The organism is Corynebacterium intestinale (genome assembly GCF_023574125.1).
Lineage (GTDB): Bacteria > Actinomycetota > Actinomycetes > Mycobacteriales > Mycobacteriaceae > Corynebacterium > Corynebacterium hesseae.
The window spans coordinates 465,656-487,975 of sequence record NZ_JAMKFF010000001.1; the positions used below are offsets into that span (position 1 = coordinate 465,656).

Genomic DNA, 22,320 nt, shown 5'->3' on the forward strand with positions numbered 1-22,320 from the left:
AGGCTGAAGGTCATGTCTGCACTCTCGTCTGGTCCCATTATTTCCCCGTCCATCTTGGCCGCCGACTTCACCCGTTTGGGCGAAGAGGTTCGTGCCGTGGCCAACGCGGATTGGATCCACGTTGACATTATGGATGGACACTTCGTCCCGAACCTGTCCTTTGGCCCGGATATCACTGCGACGGTGGACGGGATTACACCGCAAACGCTGGACGTTCACCTCATGATCGAGGAACCCGAGAAGTGGGTAGAAACCTACGCCAAGGCCGGCGCCGATTGCATCATCTTCCACGTCGAGGCCGTCGCCGACAAGGACGCGGCCATCGCCCTGGCGCGTACAATCCGGGATTTAGGTGTGCGCGCGGGCTTTTCCATTAAGCCGGGCACGCCGATCGACCCTTGGCTGGACGCCCTCGAGCACTTCGACGAAGTGCTCGTTATGTCAGTTGAGCCGGGCTTTGGTGGTCAGAGCTTTATGCCGGATCAGCTGGACAAGGTGCGCGCCTTGCGCGCGGCCATCGACGAGCGTGGTCTGGACGTCCTCATCGAGATTGACGGTGGCATTTCCGCTGAAACGATTCGCTCCGCCGCCGAGGCGGGCTGCGATGCTTTCGTCGCAGGTTCCGCCATTTACAAACAAGCAGACAAGGCAGCGGCCGTCGACGAGCTGCGTAGCTTGGCCACGCTGTGATCCCACACCTAAACTCAGCGGTTCTCACGCGGGCGCTGCGTGTGGCCATGGAGGCCGGCGATAAGGTGCGCGGCACGACGAGCCCAAACCCGCCTGTAGGAGCAGTCATACTTGATGCCGCCGGCCGCGTCGCCGGTGTCGGCGCAACCCAGCCCCCGGGCGGTCCGCATGCCGAAGTCATGGCGTTACGCGAAGCGGGCGACAAGGCGCGGGGCGGCACGGCGGTCGTGACCTTGGAACCCTGTAACCACACCGGACGTACTGGGCCCTGTGCGCAGGCGCTTATCGATGCCTCTGTGGCCGCCGTTTACTTCCTTCACCCAGACCCCACCCCGGAGGCCGGCGGCGGCGCGGCCACATTGCGCGGCGCCGGCATTGCCGTGGGGCAGATTGAGGCGCCGGACGGCGTGAGCGATGCACTCGCCGGGTGGTTGGGTGCGGTGCGCTTGGGCCGGCCGCACGTGACGCTTAAGTTTGCCCAAAGCCTCGACGGGTTTACCGCCACAGTGGATGGCAGCAGCCAATGGATTACCGGGGAGCAGGCTCGCGAGCATGTGCACCGCGACCGGTCAAAAAGGGATGCCATCCTCATCGGCACGGGCACCGCGCTGGCTGATAACCCGTCGTTGACGGCACGTTACCGGGACGGCTCCTTGCGTGAAACGCAGCCGCGGCGCGTCGTCATCGGCTCCCGGGACGTGGACCGAGGCGGAAGCAGTAATCTGGCAAAGCTAGGTTTCGAGCACTATTCCACCCCGCAGGAGGCGCTAGCCGAGCTGTACGCCAGCGGCGCGCGCGACATTCTCGTCGAAGGCGGCGCTGGACTCGCGACGAGCTTTATGGAACTGGGCAGCGTGGATTGCATTCAGGCATACATCGGCAACGTCATCCTTGGCCAGGGCAGAGGAGTACTCACTCGGGCTGTGGCCTCGAACTTGGCGCTGGCTCCGAGGTGGCAGCGCGCAGCGGTTACCGAGCTTGGCGCCGACCTGCTCGTGGAATACCGGAAGAACGAAAGGTAGGAAAGGGGAGTACGGACTATGTTTACCGGACTCGTAGAAGAAATCGGGCACGTCGATAGCGTGGAACCGCAGGGCGATGCAGTCCGTTTGGGCATCGCGGCATCCACCGTGCTGAGAGATGCGCAGTTGGGTGATTCCATCGCTGTCAACGGCGTCTGCCTGACAGTAGCCGAGCTGGGAGAAGGAACCTTTATCGCAGACGTTATGAAGGAATCCTTGAACCGCAGCTCCCTCGGCGAACTCGAGGTGGGATCGCCGGTCAACCTCGAGCGGGCGGTGCTCCCAACGACTCGTTTGGGTGGCCACATCGTGCAGGGCCATGTCGACGGCACCGGCACGCTGCTTTCCCGCACCCCCTCGGAGCACTGGGAGGTGTTGCGTTTTAGCCTGCCGCGGGAGCTCGCCCGATACGTCGTGGAGAAGGGATCCATCGCCGTCCAAGGAACGTCCCTGACGGTGTCCGCGGTGTCGGCGGATGAAGATAAACCTGGCGCGGATGGCTTTTTTGAGGTCTCTCTCATTCCCACCACATTGCGCGATACCGTGTTTGGTGCGATGGCGCCCGGCGCCCGCGTAAACCTCGAGGTAGACGTGGTTGCAAAGTATGTTGAGAAAATGGTTCACCCTAACGCCCACGCCGCGGGCGCAGAGGGATAGAGTTAGTCCTTATGAGCGCTGCAGATTCAGCATTTAGTTTAGATAGCGTCGAGCAAGCCATCGCCGACATCGCGGCCGGCAAGGCCGTCGTCGTCGTGGACAATGAAGATCGGGAAAACGAAGGTGATCTCATCTTCGCCGCCGAGCTCGCCACCCCGGAACTCGTGGCTTTCATGGTGCGTTATAGCTCCGGATATATTTGTGCACCTTTGCTCCCAGAGGACTGCAAGCGCCTGAACTTGCCCCCGATGATGGCGGTTAACCAGGACGTGCGGCAGACCGCCTACACCGTCACCGTGGACCTGGCTAATGGCTCCACTGGCATCTCCGCTACCTCGCGCTGTGAGACCATCCGCAAGTTGGCTGATCCCTCCTCCGAGCCGTCGCAGTTTACGCGCCCGGGCCATGTCGTCCCGCTGGCTGCCCGCCCGAATGGTGTGCTCGAGCGTGATGGCCACACGGAAGCCGCGATCGATCTGGCACGGTTGGCGGGGCTCCGCCCGGCCGGCGTGCTCTGTGAGATCGTTTCCGAAAAAGACCCCACGGATATGGCTCGCTCGCCGGAGCTGCGCCGCTTTGCCGACGCCCATGGGCTCACGATGATCTCCATCGAGCAGCTCATCGAATGGCGCCGCCACAATGAGCAACAGGTTCACCGCGAGGTAGAAACCCGCCTGCCCACCGAGTACGGCGAGTTTCGCGCGGTGGGCTATGTGAATGGCGTCGACAAGCGCGAGCACATTGCCCTCTTCGTCGGTGACGTGGAGAGCTATTCCGGTGCGGAAGACGTACCTGTCCGCGTGCACTCTGAGTGCCTGACCGGTGATGTCTTCGCATCTGAGCGCTGCGACTGCGGCCCGCAGCTGCAGGAATCCCTCCGCGCGGTCCAAGCGGCCGGGCGTGGCATTGTCATCTACCTGCGCGGGCAGGAAGGGCGTGGCATTGGCTTGGTGAACAAGCTCAAGGCCTATCGCTTGCAAGATGACGGGATGGACACCGTCGACGCCAACGTGGAACAGGGGCTGCCTGAAGACGCCCGCGAGTACTCCGTTGCCGGGCAAATCCTACGCGATGTGGGCGTGAAATCCGTCAACCTCTTGACCAACAACCCTCACAAGGGTGAAGGGCTACAGGGCTTCGGCATTGACGCCACCGCCCGCACCGGTCTGGCTACACCTGCCACGGCGGAAAACATTAGCTATCTGCGCACGAAGCGCGACAGGATGGGCCACGACCTGCCACAGGTGGCCGAATGGGATCTCAAACACTCCTAGAGCATTAAGACCAAACACTGGAACAAAACAAAGGAGCACACCGTGAGCAAGGAAGGCCTGCCAACCCCGAACAATGTCTCGGGAGAGGGACTGCGCGTCGCCGTAGTCACCGCCACGTGGAACGCCGAGATCTGCGATCAGCTACACCGCCGCGCGCTTGAGACCGCCGAGGCCGCTGGCGCTGAGGTCACTCCGTTGCGCGTCGTCGGCGCCCTAGAGCTGCCCGTCGTGGTCCAGGCTGCAGCGCGCACCCACGATGCTGTCGTGGCGCTGGGCTGTGTCGTCCGCGGCGGCACTCCGCACTTTGACTACGTGTGTGATTCGGTCACTCAGGGGTTGACGCGGATTGCTCTCGACGAGTCGACGCCCGTGGGAAATGGTGTCCTGACGGTGAACGACTATGAGCAAGCCGTCGATCGCGCCGGATTTGAGAACTCTTCAGAAGATAAAGGCGCGGAGGCTATGCATGCAGCTTTAGAAACCGTGCATACGTTGCGTACACTGAACGAGTCGACCCTAAAGTAGGCTGCCAAGCGCAACCACGGCGATCTGCATATCGCGCAGGCCCGTGGCCTGTCTTAGCGGAGTGATGAGGAGATGGAAACTCGATGACGGATCCACAGGTGCCTTCGGCGCACGAAGAGCGCGCGCGGTCAGCCCGCGCTGGCAAGGCCTCCCAATCCTCGCAGCCGGGCGCGCCCGCTGCGTCTGGGGGTTCCTCGAGCGTGAGCGATGAGCAGGTGCGGGCTTATACCAGCGCCGATCCCTTCGCCCAGACTTCATCCAAGCCCTGGGAGTATGAGGCCACCTCGCCCTATCTGCGCAAGGTGGCAATCATCTGGATCATCCTTGTGATGGCAGCGCACCTGTTTATGGGCTTCACGGTTGGCTTGTCCTTTACCGGCGCGACTGTGACGACGATTGATAAGTTTGCCTTCCCCGGCGTCGGCGTGATTATCTCCATCCTGTCTTGGTTGGCACTGACGCGTCCGCGGCTGCGCGCGAACTCCGATGGCGTAGAGATCCGCAACATTGTGGGAACCCGCTTCTACCCGTGGCAGGTCATCTATGGCCTGTCCTTTCCCGAAGGCTCGCGCATGGCACGCATCGAACTTCCTGACTTTGAATATGTTCCGGTGTGGGCCCTGCAATCGGGCGATAAGCAGGACATTGTCACCAAGGTCCGCTCTTTCCGTGACTTGGAAGCACGCTACATGCCGCAGGATGACTAGTGGCTGATCCCTCTGAGTACCGCCCTGCGCCCGGAAGCATCCCCACGGATCCGGGCGTTTATAAGTTCCGCGATGACAATCGCCGCGTCATCTATGTGGGCAAGGCAAAGAATTTGCGGGCGCGGCTATCGAACTACTTTCAAGACATCACGCAACTGCACCCGCGGACCCGCCAAATGGTCCTCACTGCGGCTTCGGTGGAATGGACCGTGGTGGCCAGCGAAGTGGAAGCGCTGCAGTTGGAGTACACGTGGATTAAGCGCTTCGATCCACGCTTCAACGTCATGTACCGCGATGACAAAACGTATCCGATGCTCGCGGTATCTGTGGGGGAGACCATCCCGCGAGCGTTTTTCTACCGCGGCCCACGCCGTAAAGGTGTGCGCTACTTTGGTCCCTATTCCCACGCCTGGGCAGTGCGTGAATCCCTCGACCTGCTGACGCGAATTTTCCCCATGCGCACGTGTGCCAAAGGGGTATTCAACCGCCATGAGCGCTTGGGGCGGCCTTGTTTGTTGGGTTATATCGGAAAATGCGACGCCCCTTGCATTGGCAGGGTGAGCGCCGAGGAACACCGTGAGACGGTGAACCAGCTGCTGAGCTTCATGAACGGCAATACCGGTCCTGTGCGCAAGCGACTAACGCAGCGAATGGAGGAGGCCTCAGAGAACCTCGAGTTCGAGTTGGCTGCCCGCCTGCGCGACGATCTCGGCGCGATTGACAAGCTCATGGAGCAACAGGCTGTGGTGCTTTCCGACGGCACCGACGCCGACCTCATCGCGTTTAGCTCTGACGAGTTGGAGGCGGCAGTTCAGATCTTTCACGTGCGCGCGGGGCGCATCCGCGGCCAGCGCGGCTGGGTGGTGGAACGCTCCGGTGACCAAGCCATCACGGGGCCGATCGAGGAAGGCCAGCCTGATCCGGGGCTTCCGGCGCTCCTCCAGAATTTCTTAATCCAGTTCTATTCGGATGCCGTGGAGCGTCAGCGCCAAGAGGCCGCGGAAGACGCCAAGCTGGAGCGCAGGGGAGTAGACCAGGAATCCCATACCGCGGTTCATCGGGGAAATGCCATCCCGCGTGAGATCTTGGTCCAAACGCTGCCGGACGAAGCCGACGAAGTGAAGATAGTCCTGGAGGACCTGCGGGGCGCGCAGATTGACTTGCGGGTTCCGCAACGCGGTGACAAGCGCGCCTTGATGGAGACCGTCGAGCGCAATGCGAAGGAGCAGCTGCGGCAGCACAAACTCAAGCGAGTCGGAGACCTTACTGCCCGATCCGCAGCCCTGCAGGAGCTGCAGGAAGCGTTAGACATGGATTCCGCGCCGCTGCGCATCGAGTGCACGGATATCTCGCACATTCAGGGCACCGATGTCGTGGCCTCCCTGGTGGTTTTCGAGGATGGGCTACCGCGCAAGTCCGATTACCGCCGCTACCGCATCAAGGAGGCGGCGGGCGATGGCCGCTCCAACGACGTGGGGTCTATCGCTGAGGTGACTCGGCGCCGCTTCAAGCACCACCACGAGGACAAACGAGCGGTTCCGGACGAGGAGCTGGAGAACACCACCTTCGCTGAAGAAATGGTCCGCGAGGAGGCCGCGAGCCAGACCAAACGCAGCTCCTATCCGCCGCAACTGTTCATCGTCGACGGTGGCGCACCGCAGGTGGCGGCGGCGCAGGCGGTGTTCGACGAGCTTGGCATCGTCGATGTGACACTCATCGGCCTGGCTAAGCGCCTGGAAGAAGTGTGGGTCCCAGGCGATGATGAGCCGGTGATCCTGCCACGTAATTCGCAGGCGCTATTTCTTCTACAGCACCTCCGCGATGAGGCGCACCGCGTAGCTATTACGTATCACCGACAGCAGCGGTCGAAGCGGATGCGCTCGTCCGTACTCGATGCGGTACCGGGATTGGGGCCGCAGCGGCGCACCGATCTGGTGAAGCACTTCGGCTCAGTGAAGAAGCTCAAAGAGGCCAGCGTGGAGGAGATTGCTGCGGTGAAGGGGTTTGGCCCGAAGCTGGCGCAGACGGTATTTGATCATCTCCAGGATTCCTAAGCAGGATTCCCTCCTTGCCTCGTGATCAGATGGTAAGAATGGAAGTCATGACGCTGTTAGACTCCCCACCCATTTTGATCACGGGCATGTCAGGCGGTGGCCTGACGTCGGCGGCTAAAGTGCTGGAGGATAAGGGCTATTACGTAGCCCACAACATTCCGCCGAAGTCTATCGTCGACCTGCTGAGGCTGTGCGCTCGGCCCGATTCCCCGGTGACAAAGATTGCCGCGGTGACCGATGTGCGTTCCCGAATGTTTCCGGGTTCTTTAGCGGAAACCTTGGAGGAACTCGAAAAGCTGGACATGAAGCCCACCTTGCTTTTCCTCGATGCGCGCGATGATGTGCTCATCCGTCGCTTCGATTCGGTGCGGCGTACCCACCCGATGCAGGAGGGTGAAACCCTCAAAGCAGGCATCCAACGAGAGCGCGCAGCGGTGCAATCAATTCGCGAGCGCGCGGACATCATCATCGATACGACCAACCTGTCCGTCCATGATCTGCGGCGCGCTATCGAAGCATCCTTCGGCGAAATGGGTCATGAGAAGCAACACGTCACGCTTGAGTCCTTCGGCTTCAAGCATGGCTCCCCGCGTGACGCGGACCTTGTCGTTGATGTTCGGTTTCTTCCCAATCCCTATTGGGTACCTGAGCTGCGGGGGTACCGTGGCACCGACGAGCCGGTTGCGGATTATGTCTTGTCTCAAGAGGCGGCTGAGCCCTTTATCGAGCGGTTCATCACCATGTTTGACTCGATGCTCACCGGCTACCGCCATGAGGGGAAGAACTTCATCACCGTGGGCATCGGTTGTACCGGTGGGCACCATCGCTCGGTGGCCGTTACGGAAGAAATCGCCCGCCGCCTCAGGGACCGCGGTGACCTCGATGTGAGCACGTTGCACCGAGATATTTCTCGCGATTAGGTGCGATAAGATACATATTCATTCCCTACCTGAATAGTTGAAAGCTAGTGTTCCCGTGACGACTCTCCCTATCCACATGGCTAGCCTGGGCGGCGGCCATGGGCTGTATCAAACTCTGCTGGCCGCACGCCGTACGGGCGCGGAGACAATCTCCGCCATTGTTACCGTGGCCGATGATGGCGGTTCCTCCGGCCGGTTGCGCCGTGAGATGGACATAATCCCGCCTGGTGATTTGCGCATGGCCCTTGCAGCTCTGTCGAGCGATTCGGAAGAAGGACAGCTGTGGGCTTCTACTTTGCAGCATCGATTCCAGAGCACTGGTGCCATGGCTGGGCACGCTGTGGGCAATCTCCTTATCGCCGGACTCAACGAGGTGTTGGGGGACTTCCAGGCGGCGCTCGATGCCGTTGCGCGTTTGACGGAGTCGGCCGGACGGGTGCTGCCGGCCGTAAATCTACCGCTCGAGATTGAGGCGGATGTTTCCGGGCTTGACGACGACCCCCGTATCATGCGCTCCGTGCGCGGCCAGGTGGCCGTTGCCTCAACTGTGGGGCAGGTGCGCCGCGTGCGCATCATCCCGGAGAAGCCGGAAGCTAACCCGGAAACGATCGCTGCGCTGCACGACGCGGATTTGATCACCTTGGGCCCCGGCTCGTGGTTTAGCTCCGTGCTCCCGCACGTTCTCGTTCCAGACATCGTCAACGCTATAACGTCGTCGGATGCCCTTCGCGTGGTGGTGCTCAATCTTTCCGCCGAACCAGGGGAGACCCAGGGGTTTTCTGCGGAGCGCCACCTGCACGTGCTAGCGCAGCATGCGCCAAACCTGCGGGTCGACAAAGTCATCGTCGACGGCACCGGTCTCCCCAATGAATCGGAGCGAGTCTTTGTGCAGCGCGCTGCTAGTGTGCTCGGCGCCAGCGCAGTATTTCGGGATGTCTGTCAGACGGACGCTGACGGGAACTCGCTGAACAAACACTGTCCAGACAAGCTAGCGCAAGTTCTCACCGAACTGTATTCCGAGTACGCTGCCGAACGTGGGGCGACGGCGGGTGCCCCGGGCACTCATCGGGGCTAGGCGCACGATAGACTATGGGGCATTCATTGTTCACTGCTACGTCATAGCGCACAAGCGCGGCGCGACGCGTTGCGTGCCTTCCAGAGTGAGGTCAGGTTGCGTCGTACTGCGCTACTGCCGACGTTCGCGGTGCACTGTGTCAAGAGTCGAAAGGGGAGGCACGAGGTGTCTGCGTCGTTGACCGAGCAGGTCAAGGAAGAGCTTACGGCGGTGTCCGTACCGCGCCAGTCCGCTCGTGCGGCGGAGGTTGCCGCAATTCTCAGGTTTGCCGGTGACCTCCACATCACCGGGGATCGAGTGAGGTACGAGGTCGAATTGGAATCCCAGAGCGTGGCCAATCGTTTGGTCACTGCGCTCGATGAGCTGTACTCAATCGCGGCGAGCACCCATGTGGCGGGTCCCGCTGCATCCTCTAAGAAGAGTAGAGTGCAAGTGCGAATCACCTCTGGGGCCAAGGAGCTTACGAGGCGGCTGGGTTTGGTAACTCGTTCCGGACACCCCGTGGTGGGCCTGCCACCGCAGGTCATTTCAGGTTCTGTTGCTGATAATGAAGCGGCGTGGCGTGGAGCCTTCTTGGCTCAAGGATCATTGACAGAGCCGGGCCGCTCTTCAGCGCTCGAGGTGACGTGTCCGTGCCAGGAGGCGGCTCTCGCCCTCGTGGGCTGCGCGCGCCGTTTGGGCGTGGTGGCGAAGACCAAGGAAACACGCGGCGCCGACCGCGTCGTGGTGCGCGATGGCGACGCCATTGGCGCGTTGCTGACCCGTATGGGCGCTCAGGAGACTCGCCTGACGTGGGAAAAGAAGCGCATCCAGCGAGAGGCTCACGACACCTCCCGCCGCCTCGACAACTTTGACGATGCCAACTTGCGCCGTTCCGCTCGAGCGGCAGTAACCGCTGCGGCCCGCGTCGAGCGTGCCATGGTGATCTTGGGTGATGACGTGCCGGAGCACTTGGCTGATGCTGGCCGCCTACGTGTGCAGCACCGCGAAGCCTCCTTGGAAGAACTCGGGCGTTTGGCAGATCCGCCGATGACCAAGGACGCGGTGGCTGGACGTATTCGCCGCCTATTGTCCATGGCGGATAAACGCGCCAAGGAACTTGGTGTACCGGATACGACGAAAGCGGTGACTGAGGATCTCTTTGAGGAGTCCTAGAATCCAAACGTCTTAGTTTCCAATCCTTGCCCCAGACAGAGTCGTGGGTGCCCGTTCGGGCACTGAAAGGCTCGTCTGGGGCATTTTTCACGGTTTGGGTGCCCGTACTGTTTTGGGTTAACCCGCTCTTTTCCGGTTAAGTGAGATATCCCACCCTACAATTCCGACACCCAACACAATCCCACATAATCGGGCATTACCGCAGGTGTCTGAACTTTGGTCCCCCACCATCCCCGATAGAAGCCTTAACAGTGTACGCCTCTTTGTGCCGTCATGTGAGAGCTTGCAACAGGAGCTCACATGCTCACTGCGGGAAGCACAATGGGTCGGTACTATCGGCCGTGTTGGGAAAACCACCGAGCACGTCACGGAAGTGGCAGAGCAACGGTTCCGCGGAAGCGGTTTACCGCACTGCCGTTAAAGACAGAGTCTCGGAAGCCCCACAACAGAACTTCACTCGATTATTTGAGGAGACATTACAGTGACCATTCGCGTAGGTATCAACGGATTTGGCCGTATCGGCCGTAACTTCTTCCGTGCAGTTGCACAGGGCAACACCGACCTCGAGGTCGTAGCCGTCAATGACCTGACTGACAACGGCACTCTTGCCAACCTGCTTAAGTACGACTCCGTGCTGGGCCGCTTCGACGGCACCATCGAGCACGACGAGGAGTCCATCACCGTCAACGGTCACCGCATCGCTGTCTCCGCAGAGCGTGACCCGAAGAACCTGAAGTGGTCTGAGCACAACGTTGACATCGTCATCGAGTCCACCGGCTTCTTCACCGACGGTGAGGCTGCCAAGGCTCACATCGAGGCCGGTGCCAAGAAGGTCATCATCTCCGCACCGGGCAAGAACGTTGACGGCACCTTCGTCTACGGCGTCAACTCCGACAAGTACGATGCTGATAAGCACAACGTCATCTCCGCTGCTTCCTGCACCACCAACTGCCTGGCTCCGATGGCAAAGGTCCTCAACGACAAGTTCGGCATTGAGAAGGGCCTCATGACCACCGTTCACTCCTACACCGGTGACCAGCGCCTGCAGGATGCTCCGCACCGCGACCTGCGCCGCGCCCGCGCCGCCGCCGTGAACATGGTTCCGACCTCCACCGGCGCTGCTAAGGCTGTCGCTCTGGTTCTGCCGGAGCTCGAGGGCAAGCTGGACGGCTACGCAATGCGCGTTCCGACCATCACCGGTTCCGCCACCGACCTGACCTTCGAGGCTTCCCGCGAGGTTACCGCCGAGGAGATCAACGCTGCCATCAAGGAAGCTGCTACCGGCGAATTCGGTGAGACCCTGGGCTACACCGAGGACCCGATTGTCTCCACTGACATCATCACCGACCCGCACGGCTGCATCTTCGATGCCGGCATGACCAAGGTCTCCAACGGCAACCTGGTCAAGGTACTCGGCTGGTACGACAACGAGTGGGGCTACACCAACCAGCTCGTCCGCACCACCTCCTTGGTTGCCTCCAAGCTCTAAGGACTCGATTCTTAGAATGAGCACAGTGAACCAAGCTGTGATTGCCTGCGGTAGCACCACAGGTTAGAAAACCGGCCCATGCGCCACGCCTCATGATTACGTGGCGTGCGCTGGGCCGTTATTCGTCTATCCAGAACGTACACGGCGCCCCGAACCCGCCGTGCTAGGCGTTCACCACACTTTCTAATTGAATAGCATTAACCTTTAGCTTGAATACCTACCTTTAAGGAGAACACTATGGCTTTCAAGACTGTGGACGACTTGCTCGCAGAAGGCGTTTCCGGCCGTCACATCCTTGTTCGTTCGGACTTCAACGTTCCGCTCGATGACGAGGGAAACATCACCGACTCTGGCCGTATCACCGCCTCGTTGCCGACTATCAAGGCATTGATCGAAGGCGGAGCCAAGGTCATCCTGTCCGCGCATCTGGGTCGCCCGAAGGGCGAGGTCAACCCGAAGTACTCCCTGGCACCGGTTGCTGAGGCACTGTCTGAGGCCCTGGGCCAGTACGTTGCCCTGGCCGGCGACGTCAGCGGTGAGGATGCCCATGAGCGCGCCAACGGCCTCAATGATGGCGATGTCCTGCTGCTCGAGAATGTTCGCTTCGATCCTCGCGAAACCTACAAGGACGAGGCCGAGCGTGGGGCCTTTGCCGATGAGCTCGTTGCACTCGCTGCGGATAATGGCGCCTTCGTTTCTGATGGCTTTGGCGTCGTCCACCGCGCACAGGCTTCGGTGTATGACGTCGCCAAGCGCCTGCCTGCCTACGCCGGCAAGCTGGTTCAGAAGGAAGTGGAGACCCTCGCCGCAGTGGCGGAGAAGCCTGAGCACCCGTACGTTGTCGTACTCGGCGGCGCTAAGGTTTCCGACAAACTCGGTGTGATCGAAGCTCTTGCTGGCAAGGCCGACAAGGTCATCATCGGTGGCGGCATGTGCTACACCCTCCTGGCTGCAAAGGGCTACAACGTTCAGAATTCCCTGCTGCAGGAAGACCAGATCGACAACTGCAAGGAACTACTCGAGCGCTTCGGCGACAAGATCGTCCTGCCGGTCGACCTCGTTGCTGCAACCGAGTTCAACGCTGACGCAGAGAACAAGGTCGTTGCACTCGACGGAATCCCGGAGGGCTGGATGTCCCTCGATATTGGACCGGAGTCTGTAAAGAAGTTCGACGAGGTCATCGCTTCCTCCAAGACCGTCTTCTGGAACGGCCCGATGGGCGTGTTCGAGATGGAGGCCTTCTCCAAGGGCACCGCAGGTGTCGCACAGGCCATCATCGATGCCACCGCGAAGAACGGTTCCTTCACCGTCGTTGGCGGTGGCGACTCCGCAGCCTCCGTCCGCCTGCTCGGCCTCGACGAAGAAGGCTTCTCCCACATTTCCACTGGCGGCGGCGCTTCCTTGGAGTTCCTGGAGGGCAAGGAGCTGCCGGGCGTTAAGGTCCTGGAATCCTAGTCATATACACCGTCAACACAGTCTGATCTAGAAAGGCTAATCATGGCACGTACCCCGCTTATTGCTGGTAACTGGAAGATGAACCTCGACCACAAGGAAGCCATCAGCTCCCTGCAGAAGTTCGCCTTCTCCCTGCCGAAGGACTACTACGAAAAGGTCGACGTGGCCTTCATGGTCCCGTTCACTGATATCCGCACTGTGCAAACGCTTGTCGACGGCGACGACCTCCAGTTCACCTATGGCGCACAGGATATTTCCAAGCACGAGTCTGGCGCCTACACCGGTGAAGTATCCGGCAAGATGCTGTCCGCCTTGGGCTGCTCGTGGGCAGTCGTAGGCCACTCCGAGCGCCGTCAGTACCATGGCGAGACCGACCAGCTCGTTGCGGAAAAGGCTGCAGCGGCACTGGCTAACGGAATCAGCCCGATTGTGTGCGTCGGCGAACCCCTCAACGTGCGCGAGGCTGGCACCCACGTCGACTACGTGGTCACCCAGACGCGCAACTCCCTGCAGGGGCTTGCCGCAGAGGATCTTGCCAAGACCGTCATCGCATACGAGCCCGTGTGGGCAATCGGCACCGGCAAGGTTGCCTCCGCTGATGACGCACAGGAAGTGTGCGCCGCTATCCGTGAGCTCATTCGCGAGCTGGGTGGCGATGAAGTGGCCGAAGGCATCCGCATTCTCTACGGTGGTTCCGTCAAGGTCGACTCCATCGCAGAGATCGTGGGCAAGCCTGATGTAGACGGCGGCCTCGTCGGCGGTGCATCCCTGAAGGGCGAGGAGTTTGCCAAGTTGGCGGCTAACGCTGCACAGGGCGCTTAGTTCTTCCAGCTGATCGCATCTGCACCACTCTGTCGTGGCGGGTCGGAATGGTTTCTGGCCCGCCACGTGGTGTATCATCAAGGTTTATTGCGCCCGTTCGCTGGCGCCCCTTTTCCAGCGTGAAAGTGATGCACACCTTCACGCGCCACACTAACCGTTTGAACGCGTACAACAAGGAACTATTTCATGATCTTGGCACTGGAAATCATCCTCGTGATTGCCGCAATCTTGATGTCTATCTTCGTGCTGCTGCACAAAGGTAAGGGCGGCGGCCTGTCCAGCCTCTTTGGCGGCGGCGTACAGTCCAACCTGTCTGGTTCCACCGTGGTGGAAAAGAACCTCGACCGCTATACCGTGGTCATGGTGGTCATCTGGCTCGCCTGCATCGTAGCCCTGAACCTGCTGCAGGCTTATAGCTAAAGGCCGCTGACGAGCCTCCGGCTCCGGACACGATTAACGCCGCGTGCCTCCTCACGTCGAGGGGGACACGCGGCGTTATAGGTTTTCTCGGCCCGGGCGCACGCGTTGTTAGAGCTTCTGCGCGGCGTCTTCGCTCACGAAAAGCAGGGTCTCTTCCGCTCCCTGGGCGCCAGCGGCCGGCCAGTCTTCTGCGGCAGCGCCAGCAACAAGGTGTGATACCGCCTCGGCTTTTTCTTCTCCGGAGACAAGGAACCAAATGCGCTGGGAGCGGTTGATCGCGGGATAGGTTAGCGTGACACGCTCCGAAGGCGGCTTCGGGGAATCGTGGACAGCGAATGCATAGTCCGAGTCCTCGTAGACTGCCTCCGAATGCGGGAAGAGGGAATTGATATGGCCTTCGTGTCCCATGCCGAGGAGATGCAGATCAAAACCCTCAGGTGCGAATTCACGAATCTCGCCTTCGTAAGCCTGGGCGGCGTGTTCCATGGACACGGCGCCCAAGTCATAGCCGTGGATATGGCGCTCGGGAACGGCGACCTGGCTCAGGAGTGCTTCGCGGGCTTGGCCCTCGTTGGAATCAGGATCACTGACCGGCACGTTGCGCTCGTCGCCGAAGAAGACATGGACTCGCGTCCAGTCCACCGAGAGGGCAGGGAAGTCGGTTCCTTGCTGCTGGGCGGCGTGAGCAAGGCGAGCCAATTCGCGCAAGACAGCAATGCCTGCACCGCCACCGGTGAGGACTACGCGGGCTACTCCGTCTTTGTGAAGGCCTCCGCCCGGGGCTTGAACCGCCGCAACCGTCTCAATAAAGGCGAGTGCGGCGGAGGATATGAGCTCATCGATGTCGCTAACGCGGCGAAGCGTGACCATAGTGCAGAAAGATCCTTGTGAATGCTGTGTCTAGGGGGTCTAGGGGTCTAGGTGAAAAAGTAAAGTTTACGACTACACACTGTAGTCCACTCGAGCTAAAGCGCGGAGAGAATGGGCGTATGTCTTATCTGCGTCGAGGTGGCGGAGTTCCTCTGAGAGTACTTCCGCTTCGGAACGTACGGTGAGGCTTACGAGGGACTCTGGGGAGCCGGGAACGCTGACCCTGACCGTCTCGGAATCGACAACGGTCACGCTGACATCTGCAGTGGGGCGGCGGAAGACTACCGAGGAGATCGGGAAAGGACCCGCGGTGCAGTCCGAGACGGTGCGGGTGACGGGGACGGAGAGGGCGTCGAGAAGCCAGCCAGCTGCAAAGTCGACTGCAGCGTGGTGCTCAGCACCAGAAATTTCGACGGAAATGACCGGCTCATGGGGGTGACGGTCAAGCGCCGAGGCTACGATGCCACGCCACAGGGTAATAGCGCCCCACGACATGTCGGAATCACCAGGCGTGTAGCCCGAAGACAACACGTGCAGGTCATACTGGTCAACGCCGCTGCCGAAAGCCACGTTCGTAATGCGGCGTTGGGCGAGTGCGCCGATGGGCACCGCGGCTGGTGACGGTGGGCACGCGGTGGGCCACCATGCTACGATTGGGGTATCGGGAAGGAGAAGGGGAGTAACCACTGACTCCGCTTGGTCCGCTAGCGCGCCGTGCAGGTGCATCACGACGATTTCGGAAGCGCCCGCTTCGCCGCCCACGCGCAGTTCGGCGTCGAGTCGCGTCTCTTCCTCCAAGGAACCCGTGGCAATCACGATGACGCGAGAAGGGTGCTCGTGGGAGGCATCACGAACCGAGGCGAGAAGGTTGTCTAGGTCATCGCCTTCCTCAGTCATGACGATGAGGGTGAGGACGCGGCCTGTCGTGAGCGTGTAATGCTCCTGCATCTCCACGAGCTTCTTGGAGATCTTGCGCGTAGTCGTATCGGGCAAGGGGATAATCATTAAGCCATTCCTCCTAGGGGCCTACGGACGACGCCAGGAATGTCCCCGGCGGCGCAGCATTTTATCGGCAGACTCCGGTCCCCACGTGCCGGCGCGGTATTGCTCCGGCTGACCAATGTTGGACCAGTATTCAATGATGGGATCGAGGATGGACCAAGACAACTCAACCTCTTCATTGGTGGGGAAGAGGGAGGACTCGTCAAGGAGGGCGTCGAGAATCAGGCGCTCATAGGCCTCGGGAGACTCCTCCGTAAAGGCCTCGGCATACGCGAAGTCCATGTTGACATCGCGGACCTCCATCGTGGATCCGGGGACTTTGGAACCAAAGCGCATGGTGACGCCTTCGTCTGGCTGCACGCGGATTACCACGGCATTCTGGCCTAGGGCCTCTGCTTGGCCTTGATCAAACGGCTGGTGGGGTGCTGTCTTAAACACGAGCGCAATTTCAGTCACGCGGCGGCCGAGACGCTTGCCAGTGCGCAGGTAGAAAGGAACGCCCGCCCAGCGGCGGGAATTGACCTCAAGAGTGCAGGCTGCATAGGTTTCCGTCGTGGATTCCGGATCAAAACCCTCTTCCTCCTGGAGGCCTTTGACATATTGCGATCCTTGCCAGCCGGCGGAGTATTGGCCACGAGCAGTGGTCTTGTTCAGCGGATGCACGGCGTTGGTGGCTCGCAGCACCTTAATCTTTTCCGCCTGAAGAGCCTCGGGGTCGAAGGAGGAGGGCTCCTCCATTGCTACGAGAGCAAGCAATTGGAGGAGGTGGTTTTGGATGACGTCGCGCGCGGCGCCGATGCCGTCATAATAGCCGGCACGCCCGCCCAGCCCGATGTCCTCAGCCATCGTGATCTGCACGTGATCGATGTAATGCGCATTCCACATTGGCTCGAAAATCTGGTTGGCAAAGCGCAGGGCCATGATGTTTTGGACCGTTTCCTTGCCCAGGTAGTGGTCGATGCGGAAAACCGAGGACTCAGGGAAGACGGCGTTGACAATTTCGTTGAGCTCGCGCGCGGAAGCCTGATCGTGTCCGAATGGCTTTTCAATGATGACGCGGCGCCAGGAATTATCTGTGCTATCGGCCATACCGACGCGCTCAAGCTGGTGGCAAATATCGGAGAAAAACTCCGGAGGTACCGAAAGATAGTAGGCCCAGTTTCCACCCGTGCCGCGGGAGTCATTGAGCTCCGCCAGCCGTGCAGAAAGCTTGTCAAAGCCGGCGTCATCGAAGTTGCCCTGCACAAACTCGATTCCCTTGGCAAGGTGCTCCCACACATGCTCGTTGAAGGTGGTTCGCGCACCTGCTTCGGCGGCCTCGCGGACATAGTCACAGAATGCCTGCTTGTCCCAGTCGCGACGGCCGTAGCCGACCAAAGTAAAACCTGCCGGAAGCAATCCGCGGTTGGCCAAGTCGTAGATGGCGGGGAGGAGCTTCTTGCGCGCCAAGTCACCCGTGACGCCGAAAATCACCATGCCAGAGGGGCCGGCGATGCGTGGCAGGCGCTTATCCTTCGAGTTGCGCAACGGGTTGACCCACGCGCTGCTAGTGCTCACTAAGTGTCCTTTCGGTCTGTGTGAGGTAAGTCCAACAGCCCAGCATAGCGACACGCGCCCCGCCGACCATAGTTGCATGGCCATTTGCGGTGCGCGCGGCGATTGTAGGCGGTCAAGAATTCACGTTCGATTAGGAGAGGCGATCGGTCATGGAGGCAAGCAATTCCTCCCAGGCGTTGACGAACTTGTCGACACCCTCCTTCTCCAACACAGCAAAAACATCGTCGAAGTCGATGCCGACTGCCTTCAGTTGTGACCACACGTTCTCTGCCTGCTCAGCAGAGCCACTGAGAGCGTCGCCGTGCAGGTTGCCCTGTTCGAGAACAGCATCGATGGTTTTTTCCGGCATCGTGTTGACGGTATCTGGGCCAGCTAGCTCGGAGACGTACAGCGTGGCGGGGTAGTCGGGGTTCTTGACGCCCGTCGACGCCCACAGAGGGCGCTGCGGGTGTGCACCAGCCGGCAGGTGTGCGCCTGGCTCCTTGAATTCCTTGAGGAATAGGGCATAGGCACGCTGGGCGTTGGCAACCCCGGCCTTTCCACGCAGTGCGAGGGCCTCCTCAGTGCCGATCAGCTCGAGGCGCTTGTCCACTTCGGTATCCAGGCGGGAGATGAAGAAGGATGCCACGGAATGAATCGTGGAGACGTCCTTTCCAGCCTCGGCAGCGCGTTTGATTCCCTCCTTGTACGCAGCGATGACGTGGGCATAACGCTCTACGGAGAAGATCAGGGTGACGTTGACGGAGATACCTTCCGCAAGCGCCTCGGTGATGGCTGGGAGGGAGCCTTCCGTAGCCGGAATCTTGATCATGAGGTTGGGGCGGTTAACCTTGGTCCACAATTCGCGCGCCTGCTTCAAGGTTGCGTCTGCATCGGCGGAGATGCGTGGATCAACCTCGATGGAGACGCGGCCGTCGCGCCCGCCCGACTTCTCGTAAATCTCAATGAAGATATCGCATGCGTTGCGGACATCGTCGATTGCCAGCGAGTACACTGCCTCATCCGCGGTAGCGGACTTTTCCTTCAGCGCTGCGATTTCGGTGTCATAGGAAGTGCCGGAGGACATTGCCGCGGCAAAGATTGCTGGGTTCGTGGTGACGCCCACGATGGACTTGGTGTCCAAAAGCTCACGAAGATTGCCGGAGTCTAGGCGCTCGCGGGAAAGATCGTCGAGCCAGGTCGACGTCCCGAGGCGAGCCAATTCATCAATATGCGTCATGGTGTTGTGCAGATCCTTTCGTGGTGAGAACTCGGAACGGGAAACTAGCTTTCCTTGGCAGCGTTCAGTGATTCGCGGGCGGCGTCGGCAACAGCGTCGGCGGTGAAGCCGAACTTCTCAAAGAGCTCTGCGGCAGGTGCGGAGGCACCGAAGTGTTCCAGGGATACAGTGCGGCCGAAGGTACCGGTGTACTTGTGCCACGGCATCGAGATGCCAGCCTCCACGGAGACGCGAGCGCGGACCGAGGAGGGAAGGACAGATTGGCGGTAGGAGGCGTCCTGCTCGTCGAACCACTCCAGGCACGGAGCGGAGACAACGCGCGTTGCCGTGCCTTCAGCCTCGAGCTGCTTGGCGGCTTCTACCGCGAGCTGAACCTCGGAACCGGTGGCGAGGAGAATGACGTCCGGGGTTTCCTTCGATGCTTCAACGAGGACGTAGGCGCCGCGGCGAACACCTTCGGCGGCCTTCTCCTTGGTGCCCTCGAGCACGGGCAGGTTCTGTCGGGACAGCGCCAAACCCTTCGGCGCTGCCTTGTATTCGAGTGCCGCTGCCCATGCCTGGGCAGTCTCATTGGCATCGGCCGGGCGGATGACGGAGAGGTTGGGGATGGCACGGAGGGCAGAGAGCGTCTCCACCGGCTGGTGGGTGGGGCCGTCTTCACCCAAACCAATGGAATCGTGGGTCCACACGTAGTAAGTATCGGTGGACATCAAAGCGCCGAGGCGGACGGCAGGGTACTGGTACTCGGAGAAGATGAGGAAGGTACCGCCGTAAACGCGGGTATTACCATGCAGCGCGATGCCATTCATGATTGCGGACATGGCGTGCTCACGAATACCGAAGTGCAGGTTGCGGCCGTAAGGCGTGGCCGTCCAGGCGCCCGTGGTGATGGACTCCGGGCCGAAGGAATCCGCACCCTTGATGACTGTGTTGTTGGAACCCGCCAGGTCGGCGGAGCCGCCCCACATCTCCGGCAGGGAGGCTGCGAGCGCTTGGATAGCGGCCTCAGAGGCCTTGCGAGTGGCCAGAGATTCGCCTGCCTCCCAGGTAGGAAGGTCAGCGGCGAAGTCAGCCGGAAGTTCCCGGGCCTGGAGGCGGTCGAAGAGCTTCTTTTCCTCCGGGTGGGCCGCAGCCCATGCGTCGAACTTCTCCTGCCATTCGGCGTGCTTCTGTGCACCGCGGGCAGTCAGCTCACGGGTGTGAGCGAGGACTTCCTCGTCGATGTGGAAGGACTGCTCAGGATCGAAGCCGAGGACTTCCTTGGTGGCGGCGACCTCATCCTCACCGAGGGCGGCGCCGTGGACGCCACCGGTGTTCATCTTGTTCGGTGCCGGGTAGCCGATGACCGTCTTCACACGGATGAAGGAAGGCCGGGAGGTCTCGGCGCGGGCAGCGGCGGCGGCTGCCTCGATGGCTTCAACGTCCTCGCCGGATTCGACGGTCTGCACATGCCAGCCGTAGGCCTCGTAGCGCTTGGCCACATCCTCATTGAAGGCAATGTTGGTGTCGTCCTCAATGGAGATGCGGTTGTCGTCCCAGAAGACGATGAGGTTCCCCAGCTTCTGCGTACCCGCCAGGGACGAAGCCTCAGCAGTCACGCCCTCCTGCAGGTCACCGTCCGAGGCGATGACGTAGATGAAGTGATCGAAGGGAGACTCGCCCGCTGGGGCGGAGGCGTCGAACAATCCGCGCTCCTTGCGCGCGGCCATTGCCATACCAACCGCGGAGGCCAGGCCCTGGCCCAGCGGGCCGGTAGTGATTTCTACGCCGTCGGTGTGGTGCACCTCCGGGTGGCCGGGCGTCTTGGAACCCCAGGTGCGCAAGGACTTGAGGTCCTCCATCTCGAGGCCGAAGCCACCGAGGAAGAGCTGAATGTATTGCGTCAGGGACGAGTGTCCGACGGAAAGGACGAAGCGGTCGCGCCCGGCCCAGTGGGCGTCTGCTGGATCGTGGTTTAGCACGCGTTGGTAGAGCGTGTAGGCCAACGGGGCCAGGGACATAGCGGTACCCGGGTGGCCGGAGCCGCAGTTTTGGACTGAGTCGGCAGCGAGCACGCGCACAGTATCCACGGCGCGGGTATCGAGGTCACTCCAGTCCGAAGGGTAGCGGCGCTGGACCATAGCCTGCAGTTCCGGGGACAACTTATCGTGCGACACGGCGAAAACCTCACTTCGCTTCTGGAAACAGATATACCGTTTATCAGTGTAAAGGTTTTTCGATCCTCGGCGGGGGATTATAGAAACCAGGTTTCGGACGGTAATCTGGCATGGTTGACGCCGTTGCTCCCTGCTATCGGCCAGTGGCCGGCGAGTTTTCTCCGGAGAATGATCTGGATTCTCGCCACGAGGTTTTCAGGATGTGTTCTAGACGTCCTTGGGAACTTTCTAGCACGAGCAGACGACCACTACTTCAGACCAATAAGCCATTCACCCACGTGCCGGATTTACGGAGGACTGTTCCTTGGAGACTATCAAGGCCTATTTTGCGCTAACGAAACCGAGGATCATTGAGCTCCTCCTCGTGGCAGCAATCCCGGCTATGCTCCAGGCCCAGCGTGGATTCGAGGCGGTGTCGTCGAATTTCTGGCTCATCTTATCCACCATCTTTGGTGGCTGGATGGGTGCCGCAGCAGCCCACACGTTCAACAACGTTGTGGACTATGAAATCGATCAGAAGATGCAACGCACGCGCGCTCGTCCGCTGGTGCGCAAGACCATTTCGCGCCGTAATGCCGCCGCCTTTGCCTGGGTCATGCTCGCGCTGTCCGTCTTTTGGTTGGGCGTGCTGGCGCATTCTTGGCTGGCCGCGTTCTTCGTGCTGTTGACCAACTTTTTCTACGTTATCGTCTACACGAAGTTTCTCAAGATGCGGAATTCCCAGAACATCGTGTGGGGCGGTCTCGCTGGCTGTATGCCCGCCATGGTGGGCTGGGCAGTGATTCGGGATAACGCGCCCGCGGGGGAGCCCGATAAGTGGTGGCAGGCCGTGGTGTTGTTCCTCATCATTTTCTTCTGGACCCCACCACACACGTGGGCACTCGCAATGAAGTACAAAGAGGACTACCGCAAGGCTGGGGTACCGATGTTGCCCGTTGTTGCCGGAGAAGTGGAAGTAACTCGCCAAATCGTTTGGTACACAATCGGAACGGTCATCGTAACCTTCCTCATCATCCCGGCCGCTTCGTGGATCTATCTGGTGGCCGCGGTGGCTTCCGGTGCGGTCTTCCTGTGGATGGCCATCAGCCTGCACCAAGGAGTAAAGAAGGGCGCAAAGGTCAAGCCCATGCGCCTGTTTATCTACTCCAACAACTATCTGTCAGTTCTGTTCATCGGCCTGTCCATCGACGCCATCGTGGGTTGGGAGCCCATCGGGCGCATGCTGGGTTGGTCAGCCACGCTCTTTTAATT

20 protein-coding genes are annotated in these 22,320 nt (G+C 60.6%); 15 read left to right on the forward strand and 5 right to left on the reverse strand.

Annotation, left to right across the window (positions count from 1 at the left end; translation table 11 throughout):
* The first annotated feature begins 12 nt into the window (after window positions 1-12).
* The 14 genes from rpe (at window position 13) to secG (ending at window position 14,265) form a co-directional block, all read left to right on the forward strand.
* Window positions 13-690, forward strand: coding sequence for a ribulose-phosphate 3-epimerase (gene rpe, locus M5J06_RS02135; protein ID WP_070565344.1), 678 nt, complete (start codon window positions 13-15; stop codon window positions 688-690).
* Entirely contained in the window at window positions 687-1,712 is a 1,026-nt protein-coding gene (gene ribD / locus M5J06_RS02140; protein ID WP_367615185.1) for a bifunctional diaminohydroxyphosphoribosylaminopyrimidine deaminase/5-amino-6-(5-phosphoribosylamino)uracil reductase RibD, read from the forward strand. Before rpe ends, ribD begins: the two co-directional genes overlap by 4 nt.
* Before the next feature lie 18 nt (window positions 1,713-1,730).
* Window positions 1,731-2,369 (forward strand): riboflavin synthase, encoded by a 639-nt coding sequence (locus tag M5J06_RS02145; RefSeq protein ID WP_070532956.1) that lies wholly within the window; start codon window positions 1,731-1,733, stop codon window positions 2,367-2,369.
* A gap of 11 nt (window positions 2,370-2,380) precedes the next feature.
* Window positions 2,381-3,643 carry a bifunctional 3,4-dihydroxy-2-butanone-4-phosphate synthase/GTP cyclohydrolase II gene (locus tag M5J06_RS02150; RefSeq protein ID WP_070532954.1) on the forward strand — a complete coding sequence of 421 codons (1,263 nt, stop codon included), beginning with the start codon at window positions 2,381-2,383 and terminating at the stop codon, window positions 3,641-3,643.
* A 42-nt stretch (window positions 3,644-3,685) separates the two neighbouring features.
* On the forward strand, window positions 3,686-4,168 hold the full coding sequence (gene ribH / locus M5J06_RS02155) for a 6,7-dimethyl-8-ribityllumazine synthase (RefSeq protein ID WP_070524305.1): 483 nt from the start codon (window positions 3,686-3,688) through the stop codon (window positions 4,166-4,168).
* An 83-nt stretch (window positions 4,169-4,251) separates the two neighbouring features.
* Window positions 4,252-4,875, forward strand: coding sequence for a PH domain-containing protein (locus M5J06_RS02160; RefSeq protein WP_070524303.1), 624 nt, complete (start codon window positions 4,252-4,254; stop codon window positions 4,873-4,875).
* Window positions 4,875-6,929 (forward strand): excinuclease ABC subunit UvrC, encoded by a 2,055-nt coding sequence (uvrC, locus tag M5J06_RS02165; RefSeq protein ID WP_144014409.1) that lies wholly within the window; start codon window positions 4,875-4,877, stop codon window positions 6,927-6,929. Before M5J06_RS02160 ends, uvrC begins: the two co-directional genes overlap by 1 nt.
* Window positions 6,930-6,967: 38 nt before the next feature.
* Window positions 6,968-7,849, forward strand: coding sequence for an RNase adapter RapZ (gene rapZ, locus M5J06_RS02170; protein ID WP_070524299.1), 882 nt, complete (start codon window positions 6,968-6,970; stop codon window positions 7,847-7,849).
* A 76-nt stretch (window positions 7,850-7,925) separates the two neighbouring features.
* A complete protein-coding gene (locus tag M5J06_RS02175) occupies window positions 7,926-8,924 on the forward strand; it encodes a gluconeogenesis factor YvcK family protein (RefSeq protein WP_070524298.1) in 999 nt (332 codons plus the stop codon).
* A gap of 165 nt (window positions 8,925-9,089) precedes the next feature.
* Window positions 9,090-10,079 carry a DNA-binding protein WhiA gene (gene whiA / locus M5J06_RS02180; RefSeq protein WP_070524296.1) on the forward strand — a complete coding sequence of 330 codons (990 nt, stop codon included), beginning with the start codon at window positions 9,090-9,092 and terminating at the stop codon, window positions 10,077-10,079.
* Between the two features lie 481 nt (window positions 10,080-10,560).
* A complete protein-coding gene (gene gap, locus M5J06_RS02185; protein ID WP_070532937.1) occupies window positions 10,561-11,568 on the forward strand; it encodes a type I glyceraldehyde-3-phosphate dehydrogenase in 1,008 nt (335 codons plus the stop codon).
* 237 nt (window positions 11,569-11,805) lie between these two features.
* Window positions 11,806-13,023 (forward strand): phosphoglycerate kinase, encoded by a 1,218-nt coding sequence (locus tag M5J06_RS02190; RefSeq protein ID WP_250223850.1) that lies wholly within the window; start codon window positions 11,806-11,808, stop codon window positions 13,021-13,023.
* A gap of 42 nt (window positions 13,024-13,065) precedes the next feature.
* The gene (tpiA, locus tag M5J06_RS02195; protein WP_070532934.1) at window positions 13,066-13,845 is read left to right on the forward strand and encodes a triose-phosphate isomerase; all 780 of its coding nucleotides are present in this window, start codon (window positions 13,066-13,068) and stop codon (window positions 13,843-13,845) included.
* Window positions 13,846-14,031: 186 nt separating this feature from the next.
* Complete coding sequence (gene secG, locus M5J06_RS02200; RefSeq protein WP_070524288.1) at window positions 14,032-14,265, forward strand: preprotein translocase subunit SecG; 234 nt, start codon at window positions 14,032-14,034, stop codon at window positions 14,263-14,265.
* Window positions 14,266-14,373: 108 nt separating this feature from the next.
* Here secG and pgl read toward each other — a convergent pair whose 3' ends face one another.
* The 5 genes from pgl to tkt form a co-directional block, all read right to left on the reverse strand.
* Window positions 14,374-15,135, reverse strand: coding sequence for a 6-phosphogluconolactonase (pgl, locus tag M5J06_RS02205; RefSeq protein WP_250223851.1), 762 nt, complete (start codon window positions 15,133-15,135; stop codon window positions 14,374-14,376).
* Between the two features lie 72 nt (window positions 15,136-15,207).
* Complete coding sequence (locus M5J06_RS02210; RefSeq protein WP_070532931.1) at window positions 15,208-16,140, reverse strand: glucose-6-phosphate dehydrogenase assembly protein OpcA; 933 nt, start codon at window positions 16,138-16,140, stop codon at window positions 15,208-15,210.
* A 21-nt stretch (window positions 16,141-16,161) separates the two neighbouring features.
* Entirely contained in the window at window positions 16,162-17,694 is a 1,533-nt protein-coding gene (gene zwf / locus M5J06_RS02215; RefSeq protein ID WP_250223852.1) for a glucose-6-phosphate dehydrogenase, read from the reverse strand.
* 130 nt (window positions 17,695-17,824) lie between these two features.
* Window positions 17,825-18,913, reverse strand: a complete 1,089-nt coding sequence (tal, locus tag M5J06_RS02220; protein WP_070532929.1) for a transaldolase — start codon at window positions 18,911-18,913, stop codon at window positions 17,825-17,827.
* Between the two features lie 44 nt (window positions 18,914-18,957).
* Entirely contained in the window at window positions 18,958-21,033 is a 2,076-nt protein-coding gene (tkt, locus tag M5J06_RS02225) for a transketolase (protein WP_250223924.1), read from the reverse strand.
* Window positions 21,034-21,373: 340 nt separating this feature from the next.
* On the opposite strand from tkt, the gene M5J06_RS02230 reads away from it, so the two are divergent.
* A complete protein-coding gene (locus tag M5J06_RS02230; protein ID WP_101736369.1) occupies window positions 21,374-22,318 on the forward strand; it encodes a heme o synthase in 945 nt (314 codons plus the stop codon).
* Window positions 22,319-22,320: the final 2 nt, after the last annotated feature.

Coding starts and splice junctions, on each gene's coding strand:
- M5J06_RS02210 (WP_070532931.1), bottom strand. CDS start 16,140: ATGATTATCCCCTTGCCCGATACGACTACGCGCAAGATCTCCAAGAAG.
- M5J06_RS02190 (WP_250223850.1), top strand. CDS start 11,806: ATGGCTTTCAAGACTGTGGACGACTTGCTCGCAGAAGGCGTTTCCGGC.
- tal (WP_070532929.1), bottom strand. CDS start 18,913: ATGACGCATATTGATGAATTGGCTCGCCTCGGGACGTCGACCTGGCTC.
- M5J06_RS02175 (WP_070524298.1), top strand. CDS start 7,926: ATGGCTAGCCTGGGCGGCGGCCATGGGCTGTATCAAACTCTGCTGGCC.
- rapZ (WP_070524299.1), top strand. CDS start 6,968: ATGGAAGTCATGACGCTGTTAGACTCCCCACCCATTTTGATCACGGGC.
- M5J06_RS02160 (WP_070524303.1), top strand. CDS start 4,252: ATGACGGATCCACAGGTGCCTTCGGCGCACGAAGAGCGCGCGCGGTCA.
- secG (WP_070524288.1), top strand. CDS start 14,032: ATGATCTTGGCACTGGAAATCATCCTCGTGATTGCCGCAATCTTGATG.
- tkt (WP_250223924.1), bottom strand. CDS start 21,033: ATGGTCCAGCGCCGCTACCCTTCGGACTGGAGTGACCTCGATACCCGC.
- tpiA (WP_070532934.1), top strand. CDS start 13,066: ATGGCACGTACCCCGCTTATTGCTGGTAACTGGAAGATGAACCTCGAC.
- rpe (WP_070565344.1), top strand. CDS start 13: ATGTCTGCACTCTCGTCTGGTCCCATTATTTCCCCGTCCATCTTGGCC.
- pgl (WP_250223851.1), bottom strand. CDS start 15,135: ATGGTCACGCTTCGCCGCGTTAGCGACATCGATGAGCTCATATCCTCC.
- M5J06_RS02150 (WP_070532954.1), top strand. CDS start 2,381: ATGAGCGCTGCAGATTCAGCATTTAGTTTAGATAGCGTCGAGCAAGCC.
- M5J06_RS02145 (WP_070532956.1), top strand. CDS start 1,731: ATGTTTACCGGACTCGTAGAAGAAATCGGGCACGTCGATAGCGTGGAA.